At 68.4% G+C, this 16,336-nt stretch carries 9 protein-coding genes and 1 pseudogene; 7 read left to right on the forward strand and 3 right to left on the reverse strand.

Annotation, left to right across the window (positions count from 1 at the left end; genetic code table 11):
* Positions 1-747: hypothetical protein (locus tag QHF83_RS51010; RefSeq protein WP_282425451.1), on the reverse strand; the 747-nt coding region annotated here is incomplete at its 3' end.
* Positions 748-797: 50 nt separating this feature from the next.
* On the opposite strand from QHF83_RS51010, the pseudogene QHF83_RS53655 reads away from it, so the two are divergent.
* Positions 798-1,103, forward strand: a pseudogene (locus tag QHF83_RS53655) (helix-turn-helix domain-containing protein); the annotation flags it as partial.
* A 41-nt stretch (positions 1,104-1,144) separates the two neighbouring features.
* The gene (locus tag QHF83_RS51015) at positions 1,145-2,221 is read left to right on the forward strand and encodes a tyrosine-type recombinase/integrase (RefSeq protein ID WP_282425452.1); all 1,077 of its coding nucleotides are present in this window, start codon (positions 1,145-1,147) and stop codon (positions 2,219-2,221) included.
* A 927-nt stretch (positions 2,222-3,148) separates the two neighbouring features.
* Here the strand turns inward: QHF83_RS51015 and QHF83_RS51020 are convergent.
* On the reverse strand, positions 3,149-3,928 hold the full coding sequence (locus tag QHF83_RS51020; RefSeq protein ID WP_282425453.1) for a GDSL-type esterase/lipase family protein: 780 nt from the start codon (positions 3,926-3,928) through the stop codon (positions 3,149-3,151).
* 243 nt (positions 3,929-4,171) lie between these two features.
* Between QHF83_RS51020 and QHF83_RS51025 the strand changes: the two genes are divergently transcribed.
* The gene (locus tag QHF83_RS51025) at positions 4,172-5,599 is read left to right on the forward strand and encodes a sigma 54-interacting transcriptional regulator (RefSeq protein ID WP_282425454.1); all 1,428 of its coding nucleotides are present in this window, start codon (positions 4,172-4,174) and stop codon (positions 5,597-5,599) included.
* Positions 5,600-5,624: 25 nt separating this feature from the next.
* On the opposite strand, the gene QHF83_RS51030 is transcribed toward QHF83_RS51025, so the two are convergent.
* The gene (locus QHF83_RS51030) at positions 5,625-7,232 is read right to left on the reverse strand and encodes a serine/threonine-protein kinase (protein ID WP_282425455.1); all 1,608 of its coding nucleotides are present in this window, start codon (positions 7,230-7,232) and stop codon (positions 5,625-5,627) included.
* Positions 7,233-7,269: 37 nt separating this feature from the next.
* On the opposite strand from QHF83_RS51030, the gene QHF83_RS51035 reads away from it, so the two are divergent.
* The 4 genes from QHF83_RS51035 (at position 7,270) to QHF83_RS51050 (ending at position 15,664) form a co-directional block, all read left to right on the forward strand.
* Positions 7,270-8,337 carry a PEGA domain-containing protein gene (locus tag QHF83_RS51035; protein ID WP_282425456.1) on the forward strand — a complete coding sequence of 356 codons (1,068 nt, stop codon included), beginning with the start codon at positions 7,270-7,272 and terminating at the stop codon, positions 8,335-8,337.
* 64 nt (positions 8,338-8,401) lie between these two features.
* Positions 8,402-10,828 carry a DUF4215 domain-containing protein gene (locus QHF83_RS51040; protein WP_282425457.1) on the forward strand — a complete coding sequence of 809 codons (2,427 nt, stop codon included), beginning with the start codon at positions 8,402-8,404 and terminating at the stop codon, positions 10,826-10,828.
* A 972-nt stretch (positions 10,829-11,800) separates the two neighbouring features.
* Positions 11,801-11,929 (forward strand): hypothetical protein, encoded by a 129-nt coding sequence (locus tag QHF83_RS51045; RefSeq protein ID WP_282425458.1) that lies wholly within the window; start codon positions 11,801-11,803, stop codon positions 11,927-11,929.
* A gap of 1,164 nt (positions 11,930-13,093) precedes the next feature.
* Positions 13,094-15,664, forward strand: a complete 2,571-nt coding sequence (locus tag QHF83_RS51050; protein WP_282425459.1) for an MYXO-CTERM sorting domain-containing protein — start codon at positions 13,094-13,096, stop codon at positions 15,662-15,664.
* Positions 15,665-16,336 lie beyond the last annotated feature (672 nt).

The following is a 16,336-nucleotide window of genomic DNA, read 5'->3' on the forward strand; positions in this document are numbered from 1 at the left end:
ACCTTTCAAGTACCTGGGCAAACCGGGCGCAAGATTTGGAGGACAAAGTAAGAAACAAACGACACAACCCCACCCAGGACCCGCTCGAGCCCGCGCAGAGGTGGATGAAGGTCCCGCAGTAGTGTTAAGGGTCTCGTATACGAGCAGTTCATCTCGCTTTTTGCTCATGGCGGAGATGACGCGCTCCACGAATGCCTGCACATCGGGCTTTACCGGCTGGTTCGGATGGAGAAGCGTCAGGAAGACTTCCGCCTCGATCCAATACGCCTCCTCTCGCGCGGCCTTCTCCTCCGGCGGCATCAACGTGTACTCGCGTAGTTCAAGCACCTTTACGAGGAACGCGACGGCCGGCCACGCATCCCGCACGAGCGCCCAGTCATCGCCAAAGCGGGCGCGCAACGTCTCCTCGTCCGGCACGTAGCGCTTTGTCCCTCGCTTCGCTTTCAATCGCTCGGCCACGAACGCGTTGTAGAAGGGGCGGAGCTTCCGGCCGAGTTCCATGAAGTGCCCACGGGCCCGGGCAAGCTCGAAGAGATGGAGCCCGTCGTCGATCTCCCCTGCAAGGACGCGGGCGATCTCACGAGGGCGCAGCGTTTCAAGCACACCTCGGTCATCCTCGGCCTTGAACCGCGTTGTGAGGCGCTCGCGAACGCTGCGGATTGCCTCCTCGTTGCGTTCCTGCTCGTCCTCTTCGAGCGCTGCCAGGGCGGCCGTGAGCTCCGGATCGGGATGGCAAGTGCTGCCCATGTGCGAAGCCTAGAACGTCCAGAATGATGCCGCCACTGGAGGCGGCTGGGATGTCTTCGCATCGCGCGTCAGCACCAGACCGTCCGCTGGACCCACAGGCACTCGAACTCGGCCCGGGCTTATCCGCGCAGACCGATCCTGGCCGCGCGCAGAACAAGGCGCCCCCAAGGGATAAGAAGCCTGGACGGGCCACCGCGCCCACGGAAGGCCTCCCGAACCTTTTCCCAGTAGCAGAGGTGGCCGCCGTTCTCGGCGTGTCCACGCGGACGGTGCGCCGCCTGATCAAGGCCGGCGCGCTCGTCGCCTACCGCGTCAGCCGACAAGTCCGCGTCGACGCCGAAAGCGTGACGCGCCTGCTCGAGGCTTCCCGCATTGGAGCCTCGTTCCGAGACCCCGCATGGCGAAACGCAAGTACATCCTCGGCCAGCCGCATCTCCTCCGACGCCGAGGCAAGAAGAAGCTCTGGACCGGCTGGATCGAGGGCCGCGAGGTCGCGCTCGGGACCGCCGACCGAGTCGAGGCCCAGCGACGGCTCGACGAACTCGTCGCCCAGGCACGACGCGACCCTGCCGCAAAGCGCGGCGGAGCTGCGAGAGGCCCTTCGGAAGCTCCAGCGCCGCTCCTGAGTGAGCTCGGCATGACGTTTATCCAGCATTGTCAACCGCCGCGACACACGAAGAAAACGGCGGCCTCGTACGCGCACCGCGTCCTCAAGTTCATCGAATGGGCCGAAGATCGGAAGATCCGTCGCGCGGACGAGGTCACCTTCAAGGTGATGTCCTCGTTTGTCCGAAGTAGGACGGACGCCGGCAACGGTGCAGCGACGATCAACCGGGCGCTGACGGCCGTACGGCGCATGTACGCGTACGCCAAGCGCGAGGGCCTCATTGAACAAAACCCGTTCAAGCAGGAGGAGTTCGCCGAGCTGAAGCTGCGCGAGCCGCGGCCGAAGCCGAATGCGACGACGCTGTCGCCGTCGCAGATCGACGCGTTCCTCGAGAAGGCCGACGAGATGGCGAAGCCCGGGTACGCCGCGCTCTTCCGCGTGACGGCTGGGAGCGCGATCCGCATCGATGAAGCGCGGCACTTCGAGGCGAGCGACGTGGACGCGCGGCGCGGTATCCTCACGATCACGCCCAAGAAGAACTGGACGACGAAGGGGTATCGCTATCGCGAGATCCCGATCTCGGCGAAGACCGCCGCGGCAGCGCTCGCGCTCGTCGCCGTGCGGGAGGCGATCGCGCTAGACGATAAGTCGGTGTGGAAGGAGATCCAGCGGATCCGGAAGGCGGCCGGGCTGCCGCAGTTCTCCATGCACGATCTGCGGCGCGCCTGGGCGAGCGCCGTGCACGCGAACGGGGCGTCGCTCAAGCAGGTGAGCGTCTGGCTTGGGCACGCGGACGTGCAGACGACCGAACGGTACATCCGCGTGTTCGAGGGCAAGAGCACCGGGCACGAGTTCTTGCCGAGGTGACAGCGGCCACATCCGGGCCGGTCTGCGGAGCGAGCTGGGACGGCCCGCTCTGTTCTAGCTCCTGGTCTCCTGGGACGGCGGGGCGATGGGCGGGCGGGCGGCCGGGCGAGCAGCCCCCTGCATGATGCGGCGACGCAGGGAGGGACGGAGGGACCCGAACCAGTGCCGGTTGAAGGGGCCGGCCCGGGGGTCCTCTGTCCGGGCGTGGGCGCCGGACCTCTGGAGAGCAGTGCGCATGCTCACGCTCCCCGGAGAAGCGCTGGTTGGCGGGGTGCCGCCGCTACCCGCCGAGGGCCACGCGTGAGATTTGGCAGAGATTTGGCACGCGGGAGAGCCAGCGGTTTCCTGACGCGTGTAACCTCTTGATTTTACTGGCACCCCCGGCAGGAATCGGACCTGCGACCTTCGGTTTAGGAAATGCATTCGGTGCTCTGAACGCCTCTCTCGCAACTCCCTGAGAAGAGACACAAAACAGGCTCATCTCAGCCAGATCTGCGATCGCGAGGGGGTGGGCAGAGCGCGACAGGATGCGACGGGAGAGGGCAGGAAGAGAGGGGGGGTTGGGGCAACAGTGGGGCAACAGAACGGAGCAGGCTGAGCCGTTCATTGTTGGCCGCCAAAGAGATGGGCTTACGCGCCGGTTCCCCGCTTCTCCTCCGGCTCAGGCAACAGCTCCGCCGCGCTGACCCACAGCGCCGCCGCGACCCTTCAGACACGTCGCGACCGTGATGGTGACCCGCCCCCTTCGCGACGCCGCTCCTCTTGGTTGGCGAGCTGGTCCAGCGGCATCCCTTGCTCGAGGCGGATATCCCGGATGCGCGCGCCAATCTCGACGAGCAGGGGAGACGTGACTTGCCGGCGTGGCATGCCCGGCCTCCCCCGCTCGAACCAGCGCCCGGAGGCGGACGCCCGGCGCCTGGCGATCGGTCAGAAGCACCCGAGCGCGTTGAGCTTCTGCCGCCATTTGTCCGCCATCCAGGCATAACCATAGGCGTCCGGGTGGATGCCGTCGGCGGCGAGCGTCGCCGTCGGGAAGCCGGTGTTCATGTCGACCACGTCGACCTTCACATAACCTTGCGCCTTCAGCGTCGAGACGATCCCGTCGACGTAGACATTGTACGCATTCACCTCGGCGTTGAGTGGGGCGTACACCCCCGCGAGCGGGATGATCTTCGCCACGAGGATCCGCGCCGTCGGGTTGAACGCGATGAGCCAGCGGACCATGATGTCGAGATCGTACGCCGCATTGAGGTGACCTTGCCCCTGCAGGAGGTCGTTCGTTCCGGCGTGCACGAGGATGACGTTCGCGCCGACGTAATTGGTCTGGATCCACGGCGTGAGCTGATCGACGCGGAACCCCGGGTACCCGGAGTGCAGGTGCTGGCCCGCCGCCCAGAGGTTGTACGACGAATAATCGCCCGAGAGGCCCGCCATCCGGATCGGGGCCCCCACGGCAGGGGGAAACAAGACGAGCTGGCCGCGGTATCCGTCGATCCCGCCGATGCCCGCCGTGAGCGAGTCGCCGAAGGGCTGGACCTTGCACTCGACGCCGAGCTCGGACTCGGCCTCGGCGACGTCCTCGTCGTCGATCGCGAAGGCGGCGTCATCGTCGGTCATCTCGGGATCCATCGAATCGACGGCGCAGCCCATCGAAGCACAGGAGAGGAACGCGAGGGTCAGGCCGAAGAGGGAATTCGAGAACGTCATGGGAGCCTCCGCTTGGGTTTGGCGTTATGGGTTCGGCGCGCCGGACTCTCCGTCGCGCGCCTCGGGAGGACGCCATCGCAACGCTCATGCCACGACGCGAGCCTTCGATATTGCTCGAAAATCGGCGACGCGGGCGCGGCGCATGACTCGGCGTTGTCCGGACATCGCGGCGAGGTGTCCGGACACGCGGCGAGGCCACGCTTGCAGCGCGCCGGGAGCCTCGCCTAGGATCCAGCCCTGCGCATGGCTCGGCCTCTGCTCACGACCCAAACGGAACAGGAACATTCGGTCCAGCAGAAGACCGTCGGCCTGCTCGTCTTCGTGCTGCGTTACGACGATCTCCTCGCGGCCGATTCGATGTTGTTGCCCCCGATCCTCCGCGAGGGCGCGAAATACGAGTTGGGGCGCGCCCCGGAGGTCCGGCCCGCGGCGCTCGCGGGCAGCACGCTGCTCCTGCCCGATCCCTTCGTGTCACGCGCCCACGCGCGCCTCGTCCGCCGCCGCGGCGCCGACGTGATCGAGGACCTCGGCAGCAAGCTCGGGACGTTCGTGAACGGCGAGCGCATCGAGGGGCCGCGGGCCCTCATCGATGGAGACCTCCTCGAGATCGGCCACTCGCTCCTCGTGTATCGCCTGGTCGAGCCACGCGTGGCGGTGCGCATGGCCTCGCTCCCCCATGGGATCCAGCACGGCCCGACGCGCACCTTGTGCCCCGAGCTCGTGAGCATGTCGACGGATCTCGAGCGCATCGCACGGACCGACCAGCCGCTCCTCTTGCTCGCCGAGACGGGCGCGGGCAAGGAGATCGCCGCGCGATTCGTGCACGAAAAGAGCGGTCGCGCAGGCCCGTTCGTGGCGGTCGACTGCGGCGCGATCCCGGATCACCTCGTCGAGGGAGAGCTCTTCGGCCACCGCCGCGGGGCATTCAGCGGCGCGCTCGAGGAGCGAAGAGGCCGCATCCGCAGCGCCGAAGGGGGCACGGTTTTTCTGGACGAGCTCGGCAATCTCCCGGAGAGCGCCCAGGCGAGCCTGCTACGCGTGATCCAGGAGCGCGAGGTGACGCCGGTGGGCGGCGAGCGCGCGCAGAAGGTGGACGTACGCTGGGTCGCCGCGACAAATGAGGCGCTCTTCTCCGAGGACAGCCGGTTCCGGGCGGATCTCCGGGCGCGGCTCGCCGGGTACGTCGCGCTCCTGCCGCCGCTGCGAAGACGGCGGGAGGATCTCGGGTTTCTGGTCGCCGACATCCTCGGCAAGACGGGCTTGCCGAGCGTCTCGATCACGAAGCGGGCGGCGCGCGCGCTCTTCTTCGGCGAATTGCCCGGGAACATCCGCGAGCTCGAGCGAGCCCTGTCGAGCGCGGCCGTGCTGATGGGCGACGGTCCGATCGACGTGCAGCACCTGAGCGTCGTGGCCGCGCGCGCGGCGAGCCGGGCCTCTGCGCGGGCCGAGGGCTCCGCCGCGGACGCGCCGCCCGCGGATCCGCCGTCGGGCGAGCCGCAGCGGAGCTCTTCGAAGCGCCCGACGCGAGAGGCCATCGAGGCTGCGCTGGCCAGAACCAACCGCGTGCAGGGGGAGGCGGCGCGGCTGCTCGGTGTCCACGAGCGCCAGCTCACCCGGTGGATGGATGCGTACGGGATCCCCCGCGCAAAAAAGAGCTCTTCGGAGGCGTGACGGCTACGCGCGGGACGTTCGAGCCTCAGAAGAGGCCCTCGTGTGATTTGCCGGTCGGCTTCGTCGTGGGCGCGGGGGCCGGCGACACGGTCGTAGACGGCGCGCTCGTCGCCTTCGGCCTGGTGCTGGATGTCGAGGTCGCCGCCGCGCGGGGAGCGCTCGTGGGCTCGGGCGGCGGCGCGGCCGGCGGCGGCGCCACGGACGCGGTTGGTACCGCTTTCGTGCCTGGCGAGGGGTCCTCTGGCGGCGCGGGCGGGGGCATGCTCGACGCGGCGAGGGGGGAGCTCGTCGTGCCCGACTCGGGTTCGACGCCGGCGCCGCTCGGGGCCGGGATGCCGGGTTTGCCTTGAAACACGTAAAGCCCGATTCCGATGAGGGCTGCGCAGCCGACCGCGACTGCGACCCACGGGGGAGACGCGTGCCGTGGAGGCGCAGGTGCGACTTCCGACATGGTCCTGCTCAGGGGCGATTGCGTGGAAGCGGATCCCTCGTACGCCCGCGCGGGTGCGACCTTTTCGGGCGCCACGCTCACCTTCGAGGGAGGCTCGACGCTCGCGGTCCCGATCGCCGGCATGAGCTCCGCGAGCTTCTCCGGCGACTCGGAGAGCGTCGCGACCGAGGCCGTGGGTGGCGCCTCGTGAGGAAGGGCTTGCTGGTTGGATTCCGCGAACGCCGGGGCGGTGGGGGCCGCGGCGAGCTCCGCCGACACGGCCCGAAACGACGCGTCTTCACGCTCGCCGAGCAGATCGGAGAGCGGCGAGAGCATGCTGTTCACGCGAAGGAGCGAGCGCAAGGCGGCGGCGAACTCGCCCATGGTCGCATATCGCTCCTCGGGGTTCTTGCACAGGCAACGGCCGACGATCACGTCGAGCTCGCCGGGGAGCTCGGGCCGGATCTGGCTCGGGAGCGTGGGCTCCTGCAGCATGATCGCATGCACGACCTGCCCGATCCATTCGCCCTCGAATGGGACCCGCCCGGTCGTGAGCTGGTAGAGGACGACGCCCATGGCCCAGATATCACTTCGAGATCCAACGGCTTTCGCGTCCGAGACCTGCTCGGGGGACATGTAGAGCGGCGAGCCGAGCAGGGCGCCGCTCGCCGTGAGCGATTGCGACTCCGCGGCCATACGCTTGGAGATGCCGAAATCGAGGAGCTTGAGGCAAGGTTTTCCGTTCGGCCTCCGGATCAGAAACATGTTCGAGGGCTTGAGATCGCGGTGGACGATGCCGAGCCCGTGCGCCTCCATGAGGGCATCGCAGGCCTGGAGCACGAGGCCGGCCGCCTCCGTGACGGGGAGCGGGCCGCGCCGCTCGATCACGTCGGCGAGGTCTCGACCTTCGAGGTACTCCATGACCATGTACGGCCTGCCATCGTCGAGCTGACCGACGTCGTAGACCTTCGCGACGTGCTCGCTCTTGAGGCGCGCCGCATTACGTGCCTCGCGGAGGAATCGGTCCCTCGCCTGCTGCGCGCGGCCGGCGTCTTCGGGCCCGAGCATGAGTTTGATGGCGACGAGCTCCCCGAGGCCCTCGTGTCGCGCCGCCACGACCATGCCCATCCCCCCCTGGCCGAGGACCCGTTCGACGCGGTACTTGCCCAGCAAGGTTTCGCCCGGCGTGACGATGGGACGCATGGGGGTACCATAGCCGCTGGATCCCTTGACAGGAAGCATGTTGTCGTGTGTCCTCTCGCCCGTGAAGATAGGTCGGCCCGCCCCCGACACACGGTTTCTTGCGGCCCTCTGCGGCGCGCTGCTCGTCGCGCCGGCCGCGCGCGCGGAGCCGAGCGACGCCGAGAAGATCGCCGCCGCGCAGGCGCTTTACGACGAGGCCGTCGCCGCGATGGACGCCCAGGATTACGCGACGGCATGCCCCAAGCTCGCGGAGGCGGTGAGGCTCGTGCCCGAGGGTATCGGCGCCAAACTCACGCTCGCCGAGTGTTACGAGGAGAGCGGCAAGCTGGCGAGCGCCTGGTCGCACTATGCGGTAGCGCGATCCCTCGCGGAGCGCGCGGGGCAAAAGGACCGCGCCGCGCGAGCGGCGGCGAAGGCGGAAGCGCTCAAGGGGCGCCTCGCGAGGCTGACGATCGAAGTGCCGGACGCGGTCCGCAAGATCCCGCAGGTCACGATCACGCGCGGCGGCGTGGCGCTGGGGGAAGCGCAATGGGGGACGGCGCTGCCCGTGGACGTCGGGCGGCACGAAATCGTGGTCACGGCGCCCGGGTACGAGACGTGGACACGGTCGATCGAGGTCGCGAAGGACGGTGAGGCCATCTCGGTGCGCATCGAGGCTCCCGCGATCGATCTGCGCGCGAGCGCGGCCGAGGAGCGGAGGCGCGCGGCGTCGACGGTGGTGATCCAGAACTTCGCAGCCGAGAGGCCATGGCAACGTCCGCTTGGCATCGCCGCAATGGGCGTGGGGGCCGCGGGGCTCGTCGTGGGCGGTGTGCTGGGCGGGCTCGCGATTCAGAAGAACGACGAGAGCAACGCGGGCCTCTGCGACGCAGGCGATTACTGCAAACGCGCCGGGCTCGCGCTGCGAAGCGAGGCGGTGGGGCTGGGCAATGGCTCGACGGCGGCGCTCGCGGTCGGTGGGGCCGTGCTCCTCGGCGGGGTCGTGCTCTTCGCGACGGCGCCGGCGTCGAAACGGAAGGGGAGCGAGGAGAAGAGCCCGCGGGCCGGGATGGACGCGACGCTCGAGCTCCTTCCGACCGGCGTACGGGTGCGAGGCGCATTCTGATCCGGCGAGCGCGTGCCGCGCGACCCCTTGACAGGGCGCGTGGTCTCATGTGTCACTTTCACGGGTGAAGTTACGTTGTTCCGAGGCACGGAAGCTCCGCGGCGGCGCCTCCATCGTCACCCTCGCGTTCCTCCTGGGCGGCTGGGTCGCCTGCAATCAGGTCGCCGGGATCCGTGAAGGAAAACCCTATCCGGACGCGTGCGTCACCGTGGACGACTGCTCCGTGCCGGAGCCCGAATGTCGGACCGCGGCGTGCGTCGAGGAGCGTTGCGTCTACGCCGACAAACCCGCGGGCACGCCACTCGCGACGCAGGTCGCGGGCGACTGCGTGGAGGTGCAGTGCGACGGGGAGGGCCGGAAGCGGCTCGTGCCCGTCGAAGCGGACGCCCCGAACGACGCCAATCCATGCACGTTCGACCATTGCGTCGGGAGCACGCCCACGCACGCGCGGCTCTCGTTCGCGCCCTGTTACACCGGGCCAGCCGCGGTGCGCGGCGTCGGGGTATGCGTCGACGGGAAGCAGGCCTGTGACGAGGACGCGAAGCCGATCGGGCCTTGCCTGGGGGAGGTCTTGCCGAAGGAGGAGACATGCCTGTCGATCTTCGACGAGGATTGTGACGGAGCCGTGAATGAATCCGGGCTCGGCTGCGTGTGTGTCCCCGGCACGATCGGCGATTGCTTCGGCGGGCCGGAGGCGGCGCTGGGGAACACGCCCTGCAAGCGCGGAAAGCAGCTCTGCATCCCGGAAGGGACGGGGTACGGAGAATGCCTGGGGCAAACCTTGCCTGCACCCGAGGTCTGCAGCTCGGGCGGTGTGGACGACGATTGCGACGGTCGCATCGACGAGGAGGGCCTCGACTGCGTCTGCGGCGACGGCGTCGTGTCGAACGCGGAGGTCTGCGACGACGGGAACACGGACGAAAGCGACACGTGCACGACGACGTGCGTGGTGCCGGGCTGCGGCGATGGCATCGTGCAGGGCGGCGAGGCGTGCGACGACGGGAATCTGCTCGACAGCGACGCGTGCACCGCCCAATGCCAGATGGCCACCTGCGGCGATGGGCTGCTCCAGATCGGCGTGGAGGCGTGCGACGACGGAAACACGATCGACACCGATGCGTGCACGTCGTCTTGCCAGCTCGCCGTGTGCGGGGATGGGTTCGTCCGACAAGGGGTCGAGGAGTGCGACGACGGCAGCCCCACGGCGACGGAGACGTGCCAGCCCGATTGCCTCGCGGCGCCGGTGGAGCTCTTCGCGGGCGGCGTCACCATGTGCGTGCTCTTCGCGAATGGCCGAGCGAAGTGCTGGGGCGCGAACGAGAATGGTCAGCTCGGCCTGGGGGACAAGCAGAGGCGAGGCGACAATCCGAACGAGATGGGGAACAACCTCCCGTTTCTCGGGCTCGGCGAGGGTCGCACCATCCTCTCGATGGCCCCCGGCACCGTGCACACCTGCGCGCTGCTCGACGACCAGACCGTCAAGTGCTGGGGCGGGGGCGGGGCGGGTCAGGTGGGTCTAGGCGATACATTGCCCCGTGGGGACGAGCCGGGCGAGATGGGGGACATTCTACCCCCCCTGGACCTCGGCGCGGGCCGGACGGCGAAGGCGATCGGCAGCGGCTTTGCCCAAACCTGCGCGATCCTGGACGACGACACCCTCAAGTGCTGGGGGTACAACGCGAGCGGTGAGCTCGGCCTGGGGGATACGATGATCCGGGGCGACCAGCCCAGCGAAATGGGCGACGCCCTCCCCCCGGTCGCGCTCGGAACGGGCCGATTCGCCCAGCAAATCGCGGGTGGACACAGCTTCCAGTGCGCGATCCTGGACGATGGTACCGTGAAGTGCTGGGGGAAGAACATCTGGGGACAGCTCGGCCAAGGCGATACCACGCAGCGGGGAGACGAGATGGGTGAAATGGGGGACGCTTTGCCCCCGACGGTCCTCGGTAACGCGGGCGCGGTCCTCTCGATTTCGACGGCGTTTGGTCATTCCTGCGTGCTCCTGACGGGCGGAAAGGTGAAATGCTGGGGGCTGAACGTCGTCGGTGCGCTCGGGCTGGGCGACGCGGCATTCCGGGGGGACGGGCCGGGGGAGATGGGGGACAACCTGCCATTCGTCGATCTCGGCAGCGGCAAGACGGCCACGCGAGTCGCGACGGGCGGCCCTTGTTCGTGCGCGATCTTGAATGACGGATCGGTCAAATGCTGGGGGGAAAACGATCGGGGCCAGCTTGGCCTGGGCGACAAACTGAACCGCGGCAAAGCGCCGGGCGAGATGGGCGACGCGCTCCCCGCGATCGATCTCGGCGCCGGCCGGAAAGCCAGGAAGATCGCGGTGGGCGGCAGGTTCGCCTGCGTGATCCTCGACGACGCGACGGTCAAATGCTGGGGACAAAATGATTTTGGTCAGCTCGGCCTCGAGGATACGTTCGATCGCGGCGACGACCCCGGCGAGATGGGGGACGACCTTCCGGCCGTGAAGCTCCGGTGATCTCGATGGACCGGCGATGCCCTCGGTCGAACAGTTTGGCGTGGACATCCACCCCGACCCAGGACAAACCGAAGCCTCGGATGTCCCGGATTCGCGCGTCGATCTCGACGAGCAGAGGAGACGTTTCCGCCGATGTGGCATGGCCCGGCTCCGTCGGCTCAAATCAGCACCCGGAGGCGGATGCGCGTCGGAGGGGCCCGGAGCTCGGAAGGGGTGTTGCGGTCGACGTCCCCGTGGGCCGGCAGGAGGTCGATCGTGCCCTCCTCGTCCAAGCGACGCAGCGCGGGCATGAGGGTGCCCGAGAAGGAAATGTCGCACAGGATGTGCCGTCCCCGTCCTCGCGCTGGCGCGACAGGACGAGGTGCACGAGGCCGTCGATGTACGCCTCGTCCCCGAGCCTCGGCCCGGTGCGCCACTCCTGCTCGCGTTGACTGGTCCCACGAAGGTAAAGGGCACGAGAAGCCTCCCATCACGAAAAAATCGACCGACCCCCCGAAGATTTCTGGTCGAGGGGCCCGAAACGTGAAGCCGCACACGGCCAGAGGCGGAGGAGGAGCCTGCCGCGTCGCCTCCGCTCGAGCCTACGCTGCCCGAGCCCGCGCCGCCCAAGCCTGCCCCGGCCCCGGCCTGCCCGGCGTGCCCGCCGCCAAAGCCGCCAGCTACGCCTCCCATGCGCGGTTTCGTGGCTCTAGGTGCGACGAGCTCCCGTGGAGCCTCGCCGGAATGGGGACCGGGTCTCCGTCTCGCGGGGGGCGTGCAGTTCGCGCGGGGCTGAGCGATGTCGACATCCACACGTTCGCCCTGACGGGAGCCGGCTGCTTCAAGCGCGCGCCGCTCCTCGGTTGCCTGTTGGTCACCGGTGGGACCGTGGGTACGGTGGTGTCGAGCAGGGACTATGCTTGGCGAGGCGCTGGTGGTTTCTTCGGCGCGGGAGCGCGCACCGCGGTGGAATTTCCGCTCTCGTCACACCTGATGGCACGCGTGGACGTCGAGGTCGCGCTACCGCTCATTGGCGCCCGCCTGGATTTCTTCGGGCCCTCGCCTTGGGAGCACCAGATTCCCGTCGCGACCGGCGGCGGCTCGCTCTTGTACGCGTTCTGAGGGGCGCAATTGTTTTGTCGCACGCAGCCGCAGCGTTCTCGGCGTATCATTCAGGGCTCCCGAGCCCGTGGGGAGGCCCAATGCCCTTGTCTAAAAAAGAAGAATCATGGACTCACGAAATCCGCGCGCACCTGGTCGCTTCATGGCGCGAACCGGAGAGGCCGACTCTGGACATCGAGTAGCTCATCGAGCGATGCGATGATACGCTGGTTCGCTATGAAGGCCATTGGCAACAGGCATCATATCGGCAGCTAACGAAGGACGTTGTCAACTTCGCCGATGAGTTCCCCGGCATGCTCCCGCAGGAGCTCGTGTGCGCTCCAGAGTGAACGAGTACGGGATTGCGTCATCGGGGTACTTCCCTGACGCCCGTGGCACTCCGCGCAGGTCCGGTTGTCCTCTACATGCCGATAGAGGAGCTGTCTCTCGCCCGCCCCAGCCCTCCGGACAGGGGTGATCCCCTTCGCGAAACAAACAAGCGGAGAAGCTGGGAGGCGTTGGCACACACACCTTACCCGCAGCTTCCGCGCAGATCGGCGCGGGAGTCGCACTCATGCACGCTTTCCCGGACCGCCTTCCCACGCATGCGGGATTGGGGGCTCGGGGTCTCCCTCGAGGTGCGGCTTGCACGGTAGCTCCTCGATCGTCGGCCGACGCGGCGGAGGGCTTGCGCGTCGGCGCCGGAGGGGGCGGTTCTGCCATGAGGGCGGAGGGTACACAGACAAACCCGGGAGGGGAAGGGACAAACCTCACTTCCTTCAGCCGCCGCCCCCGTCGCCGCCAACCGCCGCCCGGCGCGCCCCCTCCAGCGCGTCGCAGCAATGCGCAAGGAGGCCGGGAGGGGCTTGGCTGGTGGCTTCTCCGGTGTCGCGGAGTTTCATTGCCGCAAGGTGATCCCGTAAACCACCCCCGACGACTCATCAAGGCCGCCGCGTCCCCTCTTCGAAAATGCGAACAGATATCGCGAGTGCCACGGCGACGAGCGCCTGCGAGCGCCGCTGTTGGGGCTCATCCTCGGGGCAACCTGAATGCGCGTCGCCATCTCACCGAGGATGGTGAACGCGAACAAAGGGGAAAGTGTCGAGGGCCGGAGGTCCTGCTCTAGAATTCAGGCACCCGCGTCGTGCGATGCCAGCACGAACCAAGAATAGGAGAGGACTTAAAATGAACACTGAACAACGAGGCTCCGGAAAATGGCTGCGCCACGCGCTCGCCCCGGCCCTGCTCGCCATGATGGCCGCTTGTGGCGCCGATACCGCGCCCGGCGAGGGCGTGAACGCGTCGGCGAGCGCTCCTGCGCCGCTGCCGAGGGGGGGCACCGGGCCCATGCCGAGGGACCTGCGCGCCGCCTACATCGCGGCCATGCAGCGAGAAGCCCCCCCGCGTTATGCCGCCGTGGTGCTGGGGCCGGGCCTCGTGCGCGCAGACAACGCGGCGCAAGCGTTCGCGACGACGCTCGATGGCTCGGGGGTGTCACTCGCGTCGCACGACGGCGCGTGGACGTTCGGGATGCGCACCACGGCCCTGGGCTGCGAGGGCCGGGTGTCGGAGCTCGACGGGGCGGAGCCCGTGGTGGAGGGCAACCGAATTCGTCAGGGGCGCGATGGCCTGGAAGAATGGTACGTGAACGGGCCGCTGGGGCTCGAGCAAGGGTTCGTCCTTCGGTCGGCTCCCTCGTGCACCGGGACGAAGGTCGTCGCCATCGAGCTGGCAGGGGATCTGCGGGCCGAGCTCGTGGACGAGAATGGCGACGGTCGCGGGGAGGCGCTTTGGCTCCGGGACGGGGAGGGCCGCGCGGCGCTCGGGTATACCGACCTGTACGTGAAGGACGCGGCGGGCAAGGAGCTTTGGGCGTGGTTGTCGCTCGAGCCGGGGGGAGTCGCGATTCACGTCGACGACGCGGGGGCGGTGTATCCGGTGGAGATCGATCCGCTGATCGCGACCCAGCAGGCGAAGCTCTTGGCAGCCGACGGGGCGGCGAACGACTTTCTGGGCATGTCGGTCGCGCTCTCGGGGGACACGGCGCTCGTGGGGGCGTACCACGACGACGACAACGGCACGAGTTCCGGCTCGGCCTACGTGTTCGTGCGGAGCTCTGGAGCCTGGACCCAGCAGGCGAAGCTCTTGGCGAACGACGGGGCGGCGGAAAACCGGTTCGGCTTTTCGGTCGCGCTCTCGGGCGATACGGCGCTCGTGGGGGCGTACGGCGACGACGACAACGGCACGAGTTCCGGCTCGGCCTACGTGTTCGTGCGCAGCTCCGGCATTTGGACCCAGGAGGCGAAGCTCCTGGCGAACGACGGGGCGGAGGGCGACATTTTCGGCCGGAAGGTCGCGCTTTCGGGGGACACGGCGCTCATCGGGGCGACGTTCGACGATGACAAGGGCGCGGAGTCCGGTTCGGCCTACGTGTTCGTGCGCAGCTCTGGAGCCTGGGCCCAGCAGGCGAAGCTCCTGGCGAATGACGGAGAAGCAACAGACTTCTTTGGTGAAGCTGTCGCGGTCTCGGGGGACACGGCGCTCGTGGGGGCATACACCGACGATGACAAGGGCACGGATTCCGGCTCGGCCTACGTGTTCGTGCGGAACGGCACGGCTTGGACCCAGGAGGCGAAGCTCCTGGCGAACGACGGGGGATTTGGCAATTGGTTTGGCGCGTCGGTCGCGCTCTCGGGGGACACGGCGCTCGTGGGTGCGAATCACGACGACGACAAGGGCAACAGATCCGGCTCGGCCTACGTGTTCGTGCGGAGCTCTGGAGCCTGGGCCCAGCAGGCGAAGCTCCTGGCGAACGACGGAGCGGCGAACGACGGATTCGGCGTGGCGGTCGCGCTCTCGGGGGACATGGCGCTCGTGGGAGCGAATTACGACGATGACAAGGGCACGGATTCCGGCTCGGCCTACGTGTTCGTGCGGAGCGGCGCGGCCTGGACGCAGCAGGTAAAGCTCCTGGCGAACGACGGAGCGGCGGGTGACAATTGCTGCGGGTCGGTGGCGTTCTCGGGGAATACGGCGCTCGTGGGGGCATTTGGGAACGACGACAAGGGCACGGAGTCCGGCTCAGCCTACGTCTTCCTCGTGGGGGCGAGCCTGGGCAGTCCCTGCATGACCGATGCCGAATGCGCGAGCAGCTTCTGCGTCGATGGGGTCTGCTGCGACACGGCATGCGGCGGAGGCGCGATGGGCGACTGCCAGGCGTGCAGCGTGTCGGCGGGCGCGGCGGTGGACGGGACGTGCGCGCCGCTCTCGGCAGGCACAGCTTGCCGCGCCTCGGCGGGCGCGTGCGACGTGGCCGAGTCCTGTGACGGGCAAAGCGTGGATTGCCCAGCAGACGACTTTGCAGAAAATGGTACCCCCTGCGCGAACGGCGTGTGCGAGGGCGGCGCCTGTGTGGACGGCGCAGGCGGCGCAGGAGGCATGGGCGGCGCAGGAGGCATGGGCGGCGCAGGCGGCACGGGCGGCGCAGGAGGCATGGGCGACGCAGGCGGCGCAGGAGGCATGGGCGGCGCAGGCGGCATGGGCGGCGCAGGCGGCATGGGCGGCGCAGGCGGGGGCGATGCTACCGGCACGGGTGGCGCAGGCGGGACCGATGCCACCGGCACGGGCGGCGGCGGTACCTCCGAGGACGGTGGCTGCGGATGCCGGACGGCGCCGAAAACAGGGAACTCGTTCGCGCTGCCAGTGCTGGCGCTCGGGCTCCTCCTCGCATGGCGACGGCGCGTCCGGCGCGCCTGACGTGCAGGGCCGCGGTCCGGATTGAGGTCCCCACCCACGAGGAACGCCAAGACCGAGCGGCCTCGGATACCCCTCACCAGCTTGGCTCAGTCGAAGCGACACCACTACGGTTCGACTCACGCTGCGGGGTAGTGGTCGACGCGTCGTGATGTGGAGCATCGCGACAGAGGAGCGCCGATGCAGTACCCCGCCATTATCTGGCTCGCGATGTCCCTTGGCCTAACAGCCGTGGATCTACGCCACTCCAATCGCGATCCCAGCGTCCAGTTCCTCGTCGCTGGTGTCGCGGAAGCTGGCGAAGACGTCGCCAGAGGCGCAGGAGGTGACGGTCACCGTGAGGAAAAGGCGGTAGGCCCACTCATCCCCACCGCCGCGCGCTCGCCAGTTGCACCGGGATGCTGCATCTCCGCCCACGGCGCGGTGGGATGCGCTGGGAGCCGCCGAGCGCGGCGACGAACCCCGCCTCCCTCGACGGCACGTGCTCCCCCACCGGAGGACAAGCTCGTCCAACGTTGCTCCAACGATGGCACGAATCCGTTCCCTAACAGCCCGTGGATCTACGAGCCCCCGATCGCGACCCCAACACCGTGCATTTCATACGGATACATCCCGCGCCACGTGGTCCGGGAAAACCGTGCCAGCCGGCTCGGCATACCCCGTACCAGAGCCACC

This window comes from Polyangium sp. 15x6 (assembly GCF_029960785.1).
Taxonomy (GTDB): domain Bacteria; phylum Myxococcota_A; class Polyangia; order Polyangiales; family Polyangiaceae; genus Polyangium.